Source organism: Methylophaga thiooxydans DMS010 (assembly GCF_000156355.1).
In the GTDB taxonomy this organism is placed as follows: Bacteria; Pseudomonadota; Gammaproteobacteria; order Nitrosococcales; family Methylophagaceae; genus Methylophaga; species Methylophaga thiooxydans.
Genome location: NZ_GG657892.1, coordinates 1 through 13933 on the forward strand (window position 1 = coordinate 1; position 13933 = coordinate 13933).

Consider the following 13933-nt stretch of genomic DNA (forward strand, 5'->3'; position numbering starts at 1 on the left):
GACAGATGGATTAAGTAAGACGGGATATAACGGGATTTAATGGTTTTAAATGGGAAGAAGCTTTTAATAATGAGGGTTTGAGTAACATTTAAAGCTTATTTAATAATTAATTATGGATCGCGATCATTTTAAATATAGTAAACATTTAGACACATGAATTGCGATCAAGCTCATTAGTGACGACGACCACTCCAAACAACTCGCCCAATAATCGAAAGCTCGTTCTGCAAATCAAAATCCAGTGATATCTCAAAAGGCTCATAAGCTGGATTATCACTGGTAACCTTTAACCGCTGACTTGGTAGGCGCTGTAGCCGTTTAACTAGTAATGACTCACCCATTCTGATTACATAGATGCCGTCACGTTTAGCAACGTTGTCAGTGTGATCAACGAGTATAACGTCGCCTGGACGCAATGCAGGCTCCATGCTCTCACCTTCTACATAAATCAGATATAAATTAGCTGGGCTGCTGTGTAGCTCGTTATATATCCATTCTTTTTTGAATATAAGTGCATCAGTTTCCTCTTCCTCGTGAATGACATAACCGTTGCCAGCTGATGCTTTTACATCAAACAGTGGGATGTGGGCGAATGTTTCCATAATGCTACCAGTTCCTGCTGAATAGTCTTTGATGCTCGATCCCACTTCTTCGTTGGAAGTGGGATCGACTTGCCCCACTTTAGATTTTCGATCCCGCTTTTCATAAGTTTCTGATTCGTTTGAATTTCTATGTGTTGATGATGAATTATCATCAACATCTAAGTGGGATCGAGTTGGAAAGGTTTCGTTCCCCGTCAGCACGTAATACGAATTAAACCCAAGCCCTAATATTTTTTCTAAATAAATAGCATCAGGGCTACGTTCACCTTTTTCATATTTGGCTTGTGACTGCCTTGTGATTCCAACAAAGTCAGCAACATCCTGCTGGGTTAAGCGTAGACGCTTACGCTCCTCTAGTATTCTGCCGCCAATGTAAACTAATGATTCCATTACAAGCCCTTGACAATGTTATTTTATGTGTACATAATTTTTGCAGGTGTTATGTTTTGTTTGCATTTATGTAAACGCTTATATATTTAATTACGGATTGTAACAATGAACTACAAGCAAATACATCAAGCATTGAAAGCCAAAGGTCTTTCTTGGTTAGTCGCTGGTGAAGTAATTGGTTGCACTCATCAGCATGTAATGAATGTTTGTGCAAGACGAGCGGAAAGTTTAAGAGTTGCACGATCAATATCCGTGCTAATCGAGAAAGATATTGCAGCAGTTTTTCCGGATATTCCCCGCTATCAGTCTGATGTAAAAACTGATCGCCAAGCCAAAATTGATCAAGCAAAAGCGCGTCTGGCAGAAGCCGGTCTTGCTGAGAGCGCCTAATCATGGTTGATAACTATCCGCATCAAGAGCACTTACATCCGCAAAAAGCACGCGCCCACAAAGCAGTTCAAACCAACGGCGATTCCAGTTCGGCGGCACAAGGTAAGTATCGGCTGGATGAGTGCGCTTCAACGTCGCAATCAAACTTTTTAGTTGATAAAGACGGAATGCCAGTTTCTCCTGGGTTTGGTGATCCAGATCGCCAATCTGCTTACAAAGCGTCGCGGATGAAGGCGGCAATACGTTTTCAACAACTTGCCAAGCAACAGTCTCAGCGAGTTGTGGAAGTTCCTCTGAATTGTCCGGTTCACGTATGTCCGATTTGTCAACTTTCAATGCTTTTAAAAAAGCTGATAGCTCGGATAAAAGCATGGTCGATGAAATGATGATGAATCCATCATTCTGCCCGTGTAAATACGCGGCACTGACGGGTGCTGGTCTGGTTGTTTTCACTTTGTTATCTCCTGTTTGGTTAAAACGCAGAACCAGCCTATCCCGTGCAGTACTGCCGCAACAATCAATAAATTTGGAAGTGGTGTTGTGATGAGAATTCCAAAAAGTAAGGTGGCTTGGAAACGCATCCAGCCGAACAATATAAAAGACGCGCTGCGGCTTAATAAAGAGTACGCCAGACAGTTCAAAAGGCTAACTGTTCCAGCTATCGCTGAACTGATGGCTGTCAGTGAAGACCGCTTATACAAATGGCTCTCTACTGGTGATATGCCAGTCAGTTTTATCCCGGCATATGAGCATATCTGTGAGATGGATTATGTCACCCAATATCTGGGTTACCGAAGTAACAAGCTGATGATTCAAATCCCCACAGGGAAAAAAGTGGATGAACTAGGTTTAGCCGAACTACAGCAGCTTTCTGCAGATGCAATGAGTTTGCTAATCAAGTTTTATCGTGAGGGTGAGTCGGTAGATATCCTTACTTCAGCGCTCACTCGACTGTTAGCTGGCGTGGCATACCACAGAGAAAATGTTATCTCTCAGAGTCAGCCAGGTCTAGATTTTGAGGGCGGTGAAGATGACTGAACAAAACAGGGAATGGTTCACAGCAACTGAATTAGCAAACAAACCAGGTCTTCCAAAGTACAAGCGTGGCGTTAATCAGCAGGCCTCAAAACAAGGCTGGAATACAAGGCAAGTAAAAGTAAGAGGTGGATCAGCAAATGAATACCACCTTTCCAGCCTGCCAGTAGAAACTCAGGCCGCGTTGATAAAACAACACCTGCCGACCCCAGTTAAGAGCAGCTCGGAAAGCACTGAATTTAGCTACGATCCTCAAGCATTATGGCAGCACTATGACAACAAGCCACAAAAACAAAAGGACGCAGCTCAGAACAAACTCAACCTGCTTTTGCAGGTCATGGCTCTGACAGAAAACGGTGGCGCCACACTTAAGAATGCCTTCTTACTGGTGGCTGATCAAAACGACATTAGTGAACGCACCATGCAAGGCTGGTATCACGGTACCAAGAGCAAGAAAGGGGTGAAATTCTATGCTCGTCAAGACTGGTTAGCCGCGCTGGTACCCGGCTTTGTTGGCCGAACGGTCACAGCAGATATGGATACTGAGGCTTGGGAATTTTACAAAGCCGATTACCTTCGCCTGGAGCAGCCAGAGTTCGAAGCCTGTTACTACCGACTACAACGTACTGCAGCCGAACAAGGCTGGAAAATCCCCAGCAAAAAAACACTGGAACGTCGCATCAAAGCCATACCGCTGGCAACCCGCGTTTATCTACGTGAAGGTGAAGCCGGTTTGATCAAACTGTTTCCTGCCCAACAGCGAACAGTCCAAGAGCTACATGCGCTTGAGTGGATCAATGGTGATGGCTACCAACACAACGTGTTTGTTCTATTGCCAAATGGCGATGTAACGCGCATGAAAACGTGGTTCTGGCAGGACGTCTACAGCCGCAAAATACTGGCTTACCGCGTCGATGAATCAGAAAACACCGACTCAATCCGAGCCAGTTTTGGCGATGTTGTGGATCAGTTCGGCATACCCGAACACGTCACTATTGATAACACCCGCGCTGCAGCCAATAAATGGATGACCGGTGGCGTTAAAAACCGCTATCGCTTCACCGTAAAAGAAGATGATCCACTCGGCCTATTCCCTACGCTCGGTATCAAAGTGCACTGGACATCAGTGATTGGCGGCAAAGGACACGGTCAGGCTAAACCTGTCGAACGTGCCTTTGGTGTTGGTGGTCTTGGTGAATATCTGGACAAGCATCCTAAGTTTGAAGGTGCCTATACCGGCCCAAACCCAATGGCCAAGCCAGAAAACTACGCCAAAAAAGCGGTACCCATTGAAACGTTCCTAGCAGTACTGGAACAAGAAATCATTGCTTGGAATGCCAAACCGGCTCGACGCACTGAAATCTGCAACGGCACAAAAAGTTTTGATCAAGCTTTCACCGAAAGCTATCAAACCGCCGTTATCAAAACAGCTAACCAAGAACAACGTCGCATGTGGCTGCTGATGGCTGAAGCCATCAAAGTGCAGAAAGATGGATCATTTAATCTTGATGCCGGATCAGCCACAGGACAAGGCAAAAACCGCTACCACGCGCCAGCGTTGCTCGACTTTGCAGGCCAGAAGATTACCGTTCGTTTTGACCCTCAAGCGCTGCATGAAATCGTCTATGCCTACACCTTAGATAATCGCTATATCGGTGAGGCGCAATGTATTGAAGCTACTGGGTTTGGTGATACTGAAGCGGCTCGAAGCTTCAACAAGCATCGCACTCGCTTTATCAAGGCCACCAAGCTGGCAGCGAAAGCCGAAGTCGCGATGGATGCAATGGAAGTGGCAAGTCGCCTGCCTTTGCAGCCACAGCCTGAAGTCGCCAACCCGAAAGTGGTCAGACCACTTCGCCCAGCGCCAGAACTAGGCCGACACATACCGCAGCCACAACTAACTGACGAACAAAAACAGGATCTGGCTACATTCCAAGCCGAGTTCCAACAGCCACAAGAGCCTGCAGCACAAATCATAAGAAATGATGACCCCAGAGCGCGCTACAAGCGTTGGGTCAATTTAGACCGTCGGTTGCGAGAAGGGAGTCAACTCTCAGCAGCTGATCAGAAATTCTGGGCGATGTACCAGAAAGGCGATGAGTTCCGCTTTATGAGCGAGTTCAGCGCTGACTTTGAGAGCTTCGACGAAACTGTCGAGGCATAAAAAAACAAACCCGCTGGCAGGCGGGTAAGTAAAACGTGATGAGGTAAATAATGACAACAAATCAAAACGTGGTCAACTTGGGAGACAGAGTCGAAGCCTCTGTCACCACGGCACCACTGAAAAACGTCATGCTCTGTACACGATTGCTGGAACAAGCGATGAATCGCCCAGCACATCTACCAGGTATGGTCACTTTCTTTGGCCCGAGTGGCTGGGGTAAATCGTTTGCTGCAGCTTATGCAGCGAATAAATACCGCGCTTACTACGTTGAATGCAAAAGCACCTGGACAAAAAAAGCGCTGCTCCTTTCCATTCTCAAAGAAATGGGCATCCAGCCAGATAAGACCAACTATGACATGGTCGAGCAAATCAGTCAGCAGCTGGCGCTGAGTGGTCTGCCGCTCATCATCGATGAGATGGATCACATCGTCGAAAAGAAAGCCGTCGAAGTAGTGCGTGACATTTATGAAGGATCAAACGCTGCCATCCTGCTGATCGGTGAAGAGAAGCTCCCGACCAAGCTGCTCAAGTGGGAACGGTTCCACAATCGAATGCTGGCTTGGCAAGGCGCTCAACCTGCCGATCTGGAAGACACACGACAACTGTCCCAACTTTACTGCCCGGACATCACCATTGCTGATGACCTGCTCGAACGCATCCAGCGTGAAAGCATGGGCGTCGCCCGTCGAATCTGCGTCAATCTCAACCAAGTTCAGCAAGCCGCCTACTCAGCTGGTACCGACCAAATCGACGTCAAACTCTGGGGTAACCGTCCCCTCTATACCGGCGACGCACCCAGGAGGAAGGTTAAATGACACAGCCTGTTCATATCACAAGAGCAAACGGCAAGCTGTCAGGTAGAGATGCCTGCTGGCAAGCCATACGTGAATTGAAAGTGTTTTCTTTACTTGACCTGGAAGCACACACCAGTGATCACAAACAGCTGAATGAAGTGAATCGCCGAACAGCCAGAACCTACGTGATAGGGCTGGAAGGTGCTGGCTATCTGGAACGCACCACCAAGCGCATGGGCGGTGCCATTGTCTGGAGGCTGACTCGTGATGTCGGTGTGAATGCACCTCGCGTCAACCGCAAAGGTGACCACGTCACTGGTGGCGAGAGCCGTGAACAGATGTGGCGAACCATGCGAATTCTGAGTGATTTCAGTTGGCGTGATTTGGTGGCATCAGCCTCTACGGAAGAAACACCTATCGAACCGAACACTGCCAAGGATTACATCACCTTTCTGGCTAAGGCGAATTATCTCAAAGAGATAATCCCAGCCAACCATGGTGGTGGTCTGGCGCGATACAAACTATTACCCGCGATGAATACCGGTCCAAAGCCGCCGATGATTCAACGCATTAAACAAGTCTTTGATCCCAATTTAAACAAGGTCGTATGGCCAAAGGATGGTGAGTAATGGATGAAGCGACAGTAGACGTAATTCAACAATTAATGGCATGGCACCAGAAACGAGTTGATGAATTGCAGCTGATAGTGGATCAAAAAGGTGCCTCTATCAAAATCGGTGAAGAGATTGAAATAACCGATCCGGAGGTGCTCAAAGGCGTTCATTTAGGCGTGAAGATTAGTTTGTCACTGCTTGGCAAGTTACCCATTTCATTAAAGGAAGGTGAGTAATGCTGATTTTAACAAGACGTGTGGGCGAAGCCCTGATTATCGGTGATGACGTTGTCGTGAATGTGCTTGGTACCAAAGGTAATCAAGTCCGGATCGGGGTTGAAGCCCCAAAAGATGTCTCTGTTCATCGTGAAGAAATTTATAACCGCATTCAGAAAGAAAAGGATGACAACAAATGAGCGACTGGAAACAAGTACTCAAAACCGAATGTGAGAAAACATCACAAGCCAAGGTGGCCGCTGTTCTCAGACAGAATGATGGCTTTCCTTCACCAACCGTGATTAACCAGGTCATCAAGAGTAAATACCCCGGCAGAACTGACCGACTGCAAGCACTCATTGAAGGCAAGTTTATGTCCGGCAGTGTGCAATGCCCGGTGGTTGGTGCTATCCCCAGCGACCAATGCATTGAATACCAAAGCCGCCCGTATGCAGCAACAAACCCGACACGCATTCAACTTTATAGAGCCTGCCGTGGCGGCTGTGAACACAGCAAAATTGGAGCCTAATCATGAACAAGAATTTGGGTAACGACATCATCAGCAAAAAAGTAGAAGACGTTCGCCACTGCTTAGCAGAACTAGCACGACGTGGCCTCACCATTACCGATATCAACATCGGTGAAGCCAGAAAGCCGACCATCACCATCGTCGGCTACAACGACAGTCCAGGTGGACTTAAGGGCGGCACAAAAACCCGCATTAAAACCGGCCTACGTCGTCTCGAAACCTACGCCACAGAAGTCAGCGGCTGCCAGGTGCAGTGGAAAGTTGTGGCTTAAACAGGAGTAACCCATGAATACAGCTATCAATACAGAGCAACACAAGGTGAACGCACAAGGTCACCTTGTACCCATTAGCAAAATCAAACAAATCGATCTGGATCGTGATGATCTTATCGAAGAACTGTTTGGTAAGGCCGAGTTGCTGCGAGAGCAGATGGTCGCCTTCAAAGCTCAGGCGATGAATGACGTTTATGCCTTCGTCGAGCTTGTTGCAGAAAAATACGATGCCAAGCTCGGTGGCAAAAAAGGCAATATCAGCCTCACCAGCTATGACGGTAAACGCCAGATTCGCATTCAAATGGCCGAGCTGTTGCACTTCGATGAGCGTGCTGAAGCAGCTAAATCCCTGATTGATGAATGCATTCAAGAATGGTCAGAAGGCAGCAACGACAATATCAAAGCCCTGGTCGATCACGCCTTCAAAACCAACACTGAAGGCCAGCTTAGTGCTGCCCGAATCCTCGGACTGCTGCGGCTGGAGATTGACGATCACAAATGGAAGCAAGCCATGGAGGCGCTGAAAGATTCGATGCAAATCACTGGCTCCAGCGCCTATGTGCGTTTCTATTACCGCCCGACCACCGAGAGCAAGTTTCAGAATCTGGCTCTCGATATGGCTGCTCTGTGAGGTCTTCTATGGAAATGATTGTATTCGAAGACAGGGGCCAGGACTTTCTGGAGTGGGACATCGATGAAGATGGCGTCGTTGTTGATTCAAGACCATTTCAGGCTGGTATCTGGAGTGGCACGTTTGTATCAGACATAAAAGTTGGTGAGCGACCAACCGTCACCAGTCCCCGTGATGGGGTTCAACGACAGTTGAAGTATCGCGTCATCGATATTCAGCCTAAATCCGCTTAACCAACGGCGCGTCAGCAGACAGGTGGTGCCAGCAAAAAACTAACAGACTGCAGCTGAGACGGTGGGTTTTATAACCTTTCTCCCCGCCGGGCAACGCCGACTGATCCACGAGACGGATTACTTAGCCCCTTCGTTGGGGTTAAGGCAGTGAAAAATCCGGGAGATGATATGGATGAATTAAGGAACCCAATCTGTTTTGCACGTTGCATCTGGCGGTCGCTTAGTCGTGGTCGGTATATATCTGGTCACAAGTACAAAACAGCAAAAGAGGTTACACCGGAAAACATTCATATCCTCCGCTGTAAACATTGTGGCCATAACTCCATTGCATGGAGCTGGGGATCGTTAGAGGAATCCAAATAATGAACATGAAAGAAGCAAGCGAGATGCGACCAGACATACTCACTATCAGTGGTGAATACTTTAACTTTATGTGTCCTGAAGAGTCTGAGTTCGACATTTACGTTGCCGCTCATGGCCTATCAAACATTTGCCGCTTCGCTGGCCACACTAATAAGTTCTACAGCGTAGCCCAACATTCGGTTTATGTGTCTGAAATTGTACCGCCTGAAATGGCTTTGCACGGACTGCTGCATGATGCCGCAGAGGCGTTTGTTGGTGATGTGGCCAGACCACTGAAAAACCTCTTGCCCGATTATCGTGAAATAGAGAAGCGTGTTGAAAAAGCCGTGTTAGGCCGTTTTGGGTTAGACGCTGAGATGCCTGCAGAAGTGAAGCACGCAGACTTGGTCTTGTTAGCCACAGAGCAGCGTGACTTGATGGCACCACACGATGATGAATGGCCGTTAATTAAAGATATTGAGCCATTAAAAAAAGCCATTGAACCAGTGTCTCCCAGCACAGCGTTTTTAATGTTTGTTGGCCGTTATCTACAAATCGTGGGGCAGCTATGAGTTCAAGACAAAAGCTAATCCAGCTTGTTCATATCGGCGCTAGCCGCTTGTTTAAGGACGAAGAAGCTCGTCGCACATGGCAAGGAGACCATACCGGTGAACGTTCGTGCAGCAAGATGACGGACAAAGAATTGAAACATTTAGTCAATTTGCTACGTGATGCCAAAGCGATTAAACCACCTAAACGCGCAGGCAGAAAGCCATTCAATCGCAGCCCGTATATGGCAAAAATTGAAGCCTTACTGACCGATATGCAACTCAGTTGGGAATACGCTGAAACCATAGCCTGGCACGTCACCGGTGGTAAAGGCCATGCAACAACAGGCCGTCCTGGTATTGAACGTCTGGAGTGGGTGCACAAGCGTCAGCAGTTTGAAGCGATCATTGCCGCGTTATATCAGGAACAGAAAAAACGCAGCCTGCTGCAAACCGTTGAGTACCTACTGGATGCCATGAACCTGAGCGAAAGCTATGTCGAGAAGCTGGTAGCAGGCCGTGCGAATGCCAGCAAGTGGCGTCGTAATGTGCCGCTACTCAATGCCATCGTCGATCACCTTAATGACAAAGTCGCGTTTGAACGTGCCACTCAAGTAGCGCTGCCATAAGCAAGGTACCGAGCCAGTGAATTTACCTGATTATTTACCACCTGTAGCCAGAGAGATAGCCGATGTGATCGGTCTTGATGGACTGTTGCGTCTGGTGAAACAGTTCGGTGGTGTCACTATTCGAGTGCCGGGGCAAGGTGACCTAAAGCAAGTGCTTAGTCCAGATCAATACAAACAGTTCGTGCATACCTTCCGTAATGAGAAAATCGCCATCCCCAAGCTTCAAGCAAGGCTATACCAAGTGGATCTGGCAGAGACAAGCCGTCTGCTTGATCAAGGCTTTACCAAAGCAGAAGTCGCCCGGACACAAAAAATTACTGAACGCGCTGTCTACAAACGCCAGGCTAAACAGCGTCAACTTGAAAATGACAAACAACAGGATCTCTTTTAATGTTCGATTTTATCAATCCACTCACAACTGATGACTTCAACGATAGTGTTGAGTTTTTATACCCTAATTTTTTGCCTAAAAAACAAATCACTATGATCTATGCCGATGGCGGCATGGGTAAAAGCTGGTTGCTTTTCGGGCTGGCAAAATATGCCACTGAACACAACAGTGGTAGTGAGCAAGGCGCGATGAATGTGCTGTACATCGATGTCGATAACCCCATCAGTGTGCTGAAAGAGCGTGGCATCGAACATAAACTGATCGAAGCCTGCCCGAATCTAACCTACTCGCACCGCAGTAAGTTCAATGGTGAGCCACTCGAACTGCTGGATGAGCTTGAAAACAGAGCCTATGGCAACGCGTTTAAAAACATGCTGCTGATGCTGGACAGTCTCAGAGACTTTGGTGATATCAATAATGACCTGACAGCCATGCGGATCGGCAACAAGCTGAAAAAGATACGTGACGCCGGTGCCACCATTATTGTGTTGCATCACTCCACCAAGAACGGCAGCAACTATCAAGGATCAAACAACCTACGTAACAGCGTCGATAATATGTACCGTCTTATCAAAGCGGACTCGCCCGAAGGTGAAATTCGCTGGCTGCTCGAAGTTAAAAAAGAACGTGCTGCCATTGCCAATATCGCACTAAGAATAGAAGTGGCAGATCTGTTTTTAACCGAACTGGATCTCGACGAAGTCACACTCAACGATGAAGAAAGAGCGTTTATCGACAAGGTAAAAACCGTGCTGAAGGAGCAAGGTAGTTTGAATAAAACCAAGCTACTGGACGCCTGCGGTCACAAAAAAGATGATAAAACCGCCCGTGATAGACTAGATCGCTTTGACCGTATTCACTGGCAATCTGAGAAAATAAAAGGTGCTTACACCTATAGTTTGGTTTAACAACCACTACAACGCGAACAACCTATCTGCTAAGTTGTAGCGGTTGTATCGGTTGTTGATAAAAGGAACTTAAAAATGAAAAAACTCGCTTTTTGTATCTATGCGCTACTACTTTCTTCATCAGTTTTTGCAGCCGATGACTCACTCTTCCAGCCATGGTGTGATGCTTTCACTGCTCAGGGTATGGTGAGTTTGGCAGCGAATCGCATTTATGGCAGCCCCAGTACATTGAATGATGAGCAGTATGAGTCGCGTAGTAACTGGGTAAATAATAGCTACCGAATGGCAGCTGAGAGATTTGCAGCCCGTTCCGGGCAGAGTTTTGAAAAAGTAGATATGGATGCAATGTCAAACGGTTGGGTTCAACGGTGTCAGCTGAAAGACCAAGTCCAATGAATCTTATAGGTAAATTTCCAGCTTGGTTATAACTTCCAGCCAGTCTGAAAAAAATAACTCAAGATTGCCCAGACTTCTAAAACCTGCTTAACTAAATTGTAGTAACACCCCAGCGCCCTGAACTCATTCAGGGCGTTTTTGTTTGTGCCAGAAAGCATCATGCAACCCATGGACACAAACAAAACCTACCCAGAACTTTTCCTCAAAGCAGTCAATCATGTCTTGAAGATTGAAGGCGGCTATGTGGATGATCCAAACGATGCCGGTGGCGAAACCAACTACGGCATCAGCAAGCGTCAATACCCCCATCTTAATATCAGACTGCTGACATTAGATGATGCCATTGCACTCTATTTCCGTGACTACTGGCAAGCCTATGGCTGTGGCGATTTGCCACCAGTCATTGGTTGTTTCTTGTTTGACTCGGTAGTAAACCACCGGCCCAAAACAGCAATCAAATTCCTTCAATGCGCTTATCGCGTGGAAGTAGATGGTGTGATCGGTGATGAAACGCTTGGCGCTATCAGACGTTTCGCTAATAACGAAGACTACCTTACTAACAAGCTCACTCTCAGCCTTGCCTATCGGGCTGACTTCTATCATGACCTCGCCGTTGAAAACCCATCACAAGAACGCTTCATTATGGGCTGGATGCGCCGTCTGTTTGTGTTGCAGCAATTTATCAATACAGAGGTGACTCATGGAGCCGATTAGCATTGCTTTAGGATTAGCGCAATTCGTGCCGGGGCTAACCCGGCTTTTAATGGGGGATAGGGCTGGTAACGTCGCTGATAAGGTTGTTAAAGCAGCCAATGCAGTAACGGGCGCAGGTAACGCTGATGAAGCCTTAGCCAAAATAAAGCATGATCCAGAGCTTCAACTAAAACTGCAAAAAGAAATGAACGTTATCGTTCTCGCCGAACTAGAAGCCGAGAACAAGCAGTTGGCCACCATCAACGCCACCATGCGAACCGAGTACACCTCTGGCGATTCATTCGTCCGTCGCTGGAGACCTTTCTTCGGTTACACCATTGCCGTGACATGGTTTGTACAAATGTCTGCTTTGGGCATTGTGATCGTTATTTCACCGAATGACGCTCCTGCTGTTATCAATGCCATGGTCAACCTATCTGGTATGTGGGCAATCGCGCTTGCTGTGCTGGGTGTCTCAGTGAAAAAGCGTTCTGATGATAAACAAGTGTCAGCCGGACAAACGCCACCTCCGGGCGTATTTCAGAATCTATCTACTCTTTTAAGCCGTAACAAGGAAAGTAAATAAGCATGGTGGACGTGTTCGACCGCGCCCAGGAGCGCGAACAAAAAGACAGGGATATCGCGATTCAGACGGTGCTTCGAAGTAGCAGAGAAACAGAACAACCTGATGAAGAAAACGGTATTCGCTATTGCTTGGATTGTGGTGAGCCGATTCCAAATAAAAGACTGGAAGCAAGACCAGACGCGGTGCGCTGTGTGGACTGTCAAAACATTAAGGCTAAGCGGGAGCGATAAATGGAATTAGATTACACCGCATACAGGTTTTGGTTTGATGTGTTTCTGGCTTTTTTGTTTGCAGGTAATTGGGTTTACACCTGGCTAATCAATCGCCATCGCGTGAATAAAACAGAGATTAAAGAAGTGAGCCAGCAGATAGTTAAAGTAGTTAGCCGAATGGATATCGTTGAAGAGCGAATGAATGGTGCACCAACGCATACCGACCTTAGCAATATCTACAATCGCATGAATGGAATGAGTGAAAACATCAGCGAAATGACTGGCTCTTTGAAAGCCATGACAACCCAGCTAACGCTAATCAATGACTATCTGTTACGAGGAGATAAGCGGTGAGCTTTAATCAAATACTCACAGAATCTATTCGTCTTGCCTTATTGCAGGCATTGGAGCAAGACCCTGGCTACTCGCATAACGAAAACATCTTGCAAATGATTTTGGCCAGTGTTGGTCATGATGTGTCTGCTGATCGTGTTCGTACCGAATTGCGCTGGCTGGAAGAGCAAGGTCTGCTGGCGATTACAACGGTTGGTGAATTGTTGATTGCCAAGGTGACTCAGCGTGGCGTCGATGTTGCGCTGGGGCGGAGCCGAATTGATGGTATTGGGAGAGCGCGACCATGATTAGAAAATTAAAGAACTGGCTGTTACAGCAAGATATAAAGAGCTTCGGCAAAGAAGTGTTAAAGAGTGTGGTTATTTTTTGCTACATCATTGCCGCTGGTTATTTCTTTGGTGTTGGGATGTCACATTCTTATTCACCCATCACCATCAGCGTAGAGACGACTGAATAATGGCTCGCGCCTCATCCATTGAGCAATTGCCAGCCGATATTCTGGAGCAGCTGCAAACCCTGTTGCGAGATCCGCGAGTCTCACAACTGGATGCCACAGCACAAATCAATGCCATCCTTGAACAGCTCGGCACTGATGATCGCGTCAGCAAGTCTGCGGTCAATCGATATGCCGTCAAGATGAAAGATGTCGGAGCCAAACTACAGCAATCACGCGAACTGGCCAGCATGTGGATCGGCAAGCTGGGCGCTGCACCGCAAGGCCAGGTTGGTAAGTTAGTCAATGAAATCATCCGCACGATGGCGTTTGATTCAGCAATGCATATGGCTGAAGGTGATACCCCTGTAGAGCCAAAAATGCTGGCTCAATTGGCACTCGCTGTTCAGCGACTGGAGTCAGCGGCCAATATGAATGAAGAGCGAGAGAAAGCCATCAGAGCCGAAGCCGCTAACGAAGCTGCAGCGACAGCTGAAAAGTCTATGGTCAGCCAAGGCATGAGCCAAAAAGCAATTGATTCAATCAAGACAGAAATACTGGGGCTGGGTTAA

25 protein-coding genes are annotated in these 13933 nt (G+C 47.2%); 23 read left to right on the top strand and 2 right to left on the bottom strand.

The window, feature by feature from the left end:
* Positions 1-173: 173 nt before the first annotated feature.
* Complete coding sequence (locus MDMS009_RS15750) at positions 174-992, bottom strand: XRE family transcriptional regulator (RefSeq protein WP_008290350.1); 819 nt, start codon at positions 990-992, stop codon at positions 174-176.
* Positions 993-1097: 105 nt separating this feature from the next.
* On the opposite strand from MDMS009_RS15750, the gene MDMS009_RS03895 reads away from it, so the two are divergent.
* A complete protein-coding gene (locus MDMS009_RS03895) occupies positions 1098-1382 on the top strand; it encodes a hypothetical protein (protein WP_043887910.1) in 285 nt (94 codons plus the stop codon).
* On the opposite strand, the gene MDMS009_RS03900 is transcribed toward MDMS009_RS03895, so the two are convergent.
* Positions 1383-1835: a hypothetical protein gene (locus MDMS009_RS03900; protein WP_008290335.1), complete on the bottom strand. Its 453-nt coding sequence runs from the start codon at positions 1833-1835 to the stop codon at positions 1383-1385.
* A gap of 15 nt (positions 1836-1850) precedes the next feature.
* Between MDMS009_RS03900 and MDMS009_RS03905 the strand changes: the two genes are divergently transcribed.
* From MDMS009_RS03905 to MDMS009_RS04005, 22 genes are all read left to right on the top strand, one after another.
* Complete coding sequence (locus MDMS009_RS03905; protein ID WP_008290339.1) at positions 1851-2420, top strand: hypothetical protein; 570 nt, start codon at positions 1851-1853, stop codon at positions 2418-2420.
* The gene (locus MDMS009_RS03910) at positions 2413-4581 is read left to right on the top strand and encodes a transposase domain-containing protein (protein WP_008290354.1); all 2169 of its coding nucleotides are present in this window, start codon (positions 2413-2415) and stop codon (positions 4579-4581) included. Before MDMS009_RS03905 ends, MDMS009_RS03910 begins: the two co-directional genes overlap by 8 nt.
* A gap of 50 nt (positions 4582-4631) precedes the next feature.
* Complete coding sequence (locus tag MDMS009_RS03915; protein WP_008290142.1) at positions 4632-5396, top strand: AAA family ATPase; 765 nt, start codon at positions 4632-4634, stop codon at positions 5394-5396.
* Positions 5393-6004: a hypothetical protein gene (locus tag MDMS009_RS03920; RefSeq protein WP_008290358.1), complete on the top strand. Its 612-nt coding sequence runs from the start codon at positions 5393-5395 to the stop codon at positions 6002-6004. Before MDMS009_RS03915 ends, MDMS009_RS03920 begins: the two co-directional genes overlap by 4 nt.
* A complete protein-coding gene (locus MDMS009_RS03925; protein WP_008290147.1) occupies positions 6004-6225 on the top strand; it encodes a hypothetical protein in 222 nt (73 codons plus the stop codon). The genes MDMS009_RS03920 and MDMS009_RS03925 overlap by 1 nt, the downstream gene beginning before the upstream one ends.
* Positions 6225-6404, top strand: coding sequence for a carbon storage regulator CsrA (csrA, locus tag MDMS009_RS03930; protein WP_043887800.1), 180 nt, complete (start codon positions 6225-6227; stop codon positions 6402-6404). Before MDMS009_RS03925 ends, csrA begins: the two co-directional genes overlap by 1 nt.
* Complete coding sequence (locus MDMS009_RS03935; protein ID WP_043887799.1) at positions 6401-6733, top strand: hypothetical protein; 333 nt, start codon at positions 6401-6403, stop codon at positions 6731-6733. The genes csrA and MDMS009_RS03935 overlap by 4 nt, the downstream gene beginning before the upstream one ends.
* 2 nt (positions 6734-6735) lie before the next feature.
* A complete protein-coding gene (locus MDMS009_RS03940) occupies positions 6736-7005 on the top strand; it encodes a hypothetical protein (protein WP_008290127.1) in 270 nt (89 codons plus the stop codon).
* Positions 7006-7018: 13 nt separating this feature from the next.
* A complete protein-coding gene (locus MDMS009_RS03945; protein ID WP_008290166.1) occupies positions 7019-7636 on the top strand; it encodes a DUF3164 family protein in 618 nt (205 codons plus the stop codon).
* 8 nt (positions 7637-7644) lie between these two features.
* A complete protein-coding gene (locus MDMS009_RS03950) occupies positions 7645-7869 on the top strand; it encodes a hypothetical protein (protein WP_008290122.1) in 225 nt (74 codons plus the stop codon).
* A gap of 362 nt (positions 7870-8231) precedes the next feature.
* Entirely contained in the window at positions 8232-8783 is a 552-nt protein-coding gene (locus MDMS009_RS03955; RefSeq protein WP_237700449.1) for an HD domain-containing protein, read from the top strand.
* Positions 8780-9388, top strand: a complete 609-nt coding sequence (locus tag MDMS009_RS03960; protein WP_008290338.1) for a regulatory protein GemA — start codon at positions 8780-8782, stop codon at positions 9386-9388. Before MDMS009_RS03955 ends, MDMS009_RS03960 begins: the two co-directional genes overlap by 4 nt.
* A 16-nt stretch (positions 9389-9404) precedes the next feature.
* Positions 9405-9779 carry a hypothetical protein gene (locus MDMS009_RS03965; protein ID WP_008290342.1) on the top strand — a complete coding sequence of 125 codons (375 nt, stop codon included), beginning with the start codon at positions 9405-9407 and terminating at the stop codon, positions 9777-9779.
* On the top strand, positions 9779-10687 hold the full coding sequence (locus MDMS009_RS03970) for an AAA family ATPase (protein ID WP_008290124.1): 909 nt from the start codon (positions 9779-9781) through the stop codon (positions 10685-10687). Before MDMS009_RS03965 ends, MDMS009_RS03970 begins: the two co-directional genes overlap by 1 nt.
* 75 nt (positions 10688-10762) lie before the next feature.
* On the top strand, positions 10763-11083 hold the full coding sequence (locus tag MDMS009_RS03975; RefSeq protein ID WP_043887798.1) for a hypothetical protein: 321 nt from the start codon (positions 10763-10765) through the stop codon (positions 11081-11083).
* Between the two features lie 168 nt (positions 11084-11251).
* Complete coding sequence (locus MDMS009_RS03980) at positions 11252-11797, top strand: glycoside hydrolase family 108 protein (RefSeq protein ID WP_008290134.1); 546 nt, start codon at positions 11252-11254, stop codon at positions 11795-11797.
* Positions 11784-12362 carry a 3TM-type holin gene (locus MDMS009_RS03985; RefSeq protein ID WP_008290135.1) on the top strand — a complete coding sequence of 193 codons (579 nt, stop codon included), beginning with the start codon at positions 11784-11786 and terminating at the stop codon, positions 12360-12362. Before MDMS009_RS03980 ends, MDMS009_RS03985 begins: the two co-directional genes overlap by 14 nt.
* A gap of 2 nt (positions 12363-12364) precedes the next feature.
* Positions 12365-12592: a TraR/DksA family transcriptional regulator gene (locus MDMS009_RS03990; RefSeq protein WP_081443580.1), complete on the top strand. Its 228-nt coding sequence runs from the start codon at positions 12365-12367 to the stop codon at positions 12590-12592.
* Positions 12593-12928, top strand: a complete 336-nt coding sequence (locus MDMS009_RS03995; protein WP_008290353.1) for a DUF2730 family protein — start codon at positions 12593-12595, stop codon at positions 12926-12928. It begins immediately after the preceding gene.
* Positions 12925-13215 (top strand): VpaChn25_0724 family phage protein, encoded by a 291-nt coding sequence (locus MDMS009_RS04000; RefSeq protein ID WP_008290323.1) that lies wholly within the window; start codon positions 12925-12927, stop codon positions 13213-13215. Before MDMS009_RS03995 ends, MDMS009_RS04000 begins: the two co-directional genes overlap by 4 nt.
* Positions 13212-13385, top strand: a complete 174-nt coding sequence (locus MDMS009_RS16220; protein WP_008290347.1) for a hypothetical protein — start codon at positions 13212-13214, stop codon at positions 13383-13385. The genes MDMS009_RS04000 and MDMS009_RS16220 overlap by 4 nt, the downstream gene beginning before the upstream one ends.
* The gene (locus MDMS009_RS04005; RefSeq protein ID WP_008290117.1) at positions 13385-13933 is read left to right on the top strand and encodes a DUF3486 family protein; all 549 of its coding nucleotides are present in this window, start codon (positions 13385-13387) and stop codon (positions 13931-13933) included. Before MDMS009_RS16220 ends, MDMS009_RS04005 begins: the two co-directional genes overlap by 1 nt.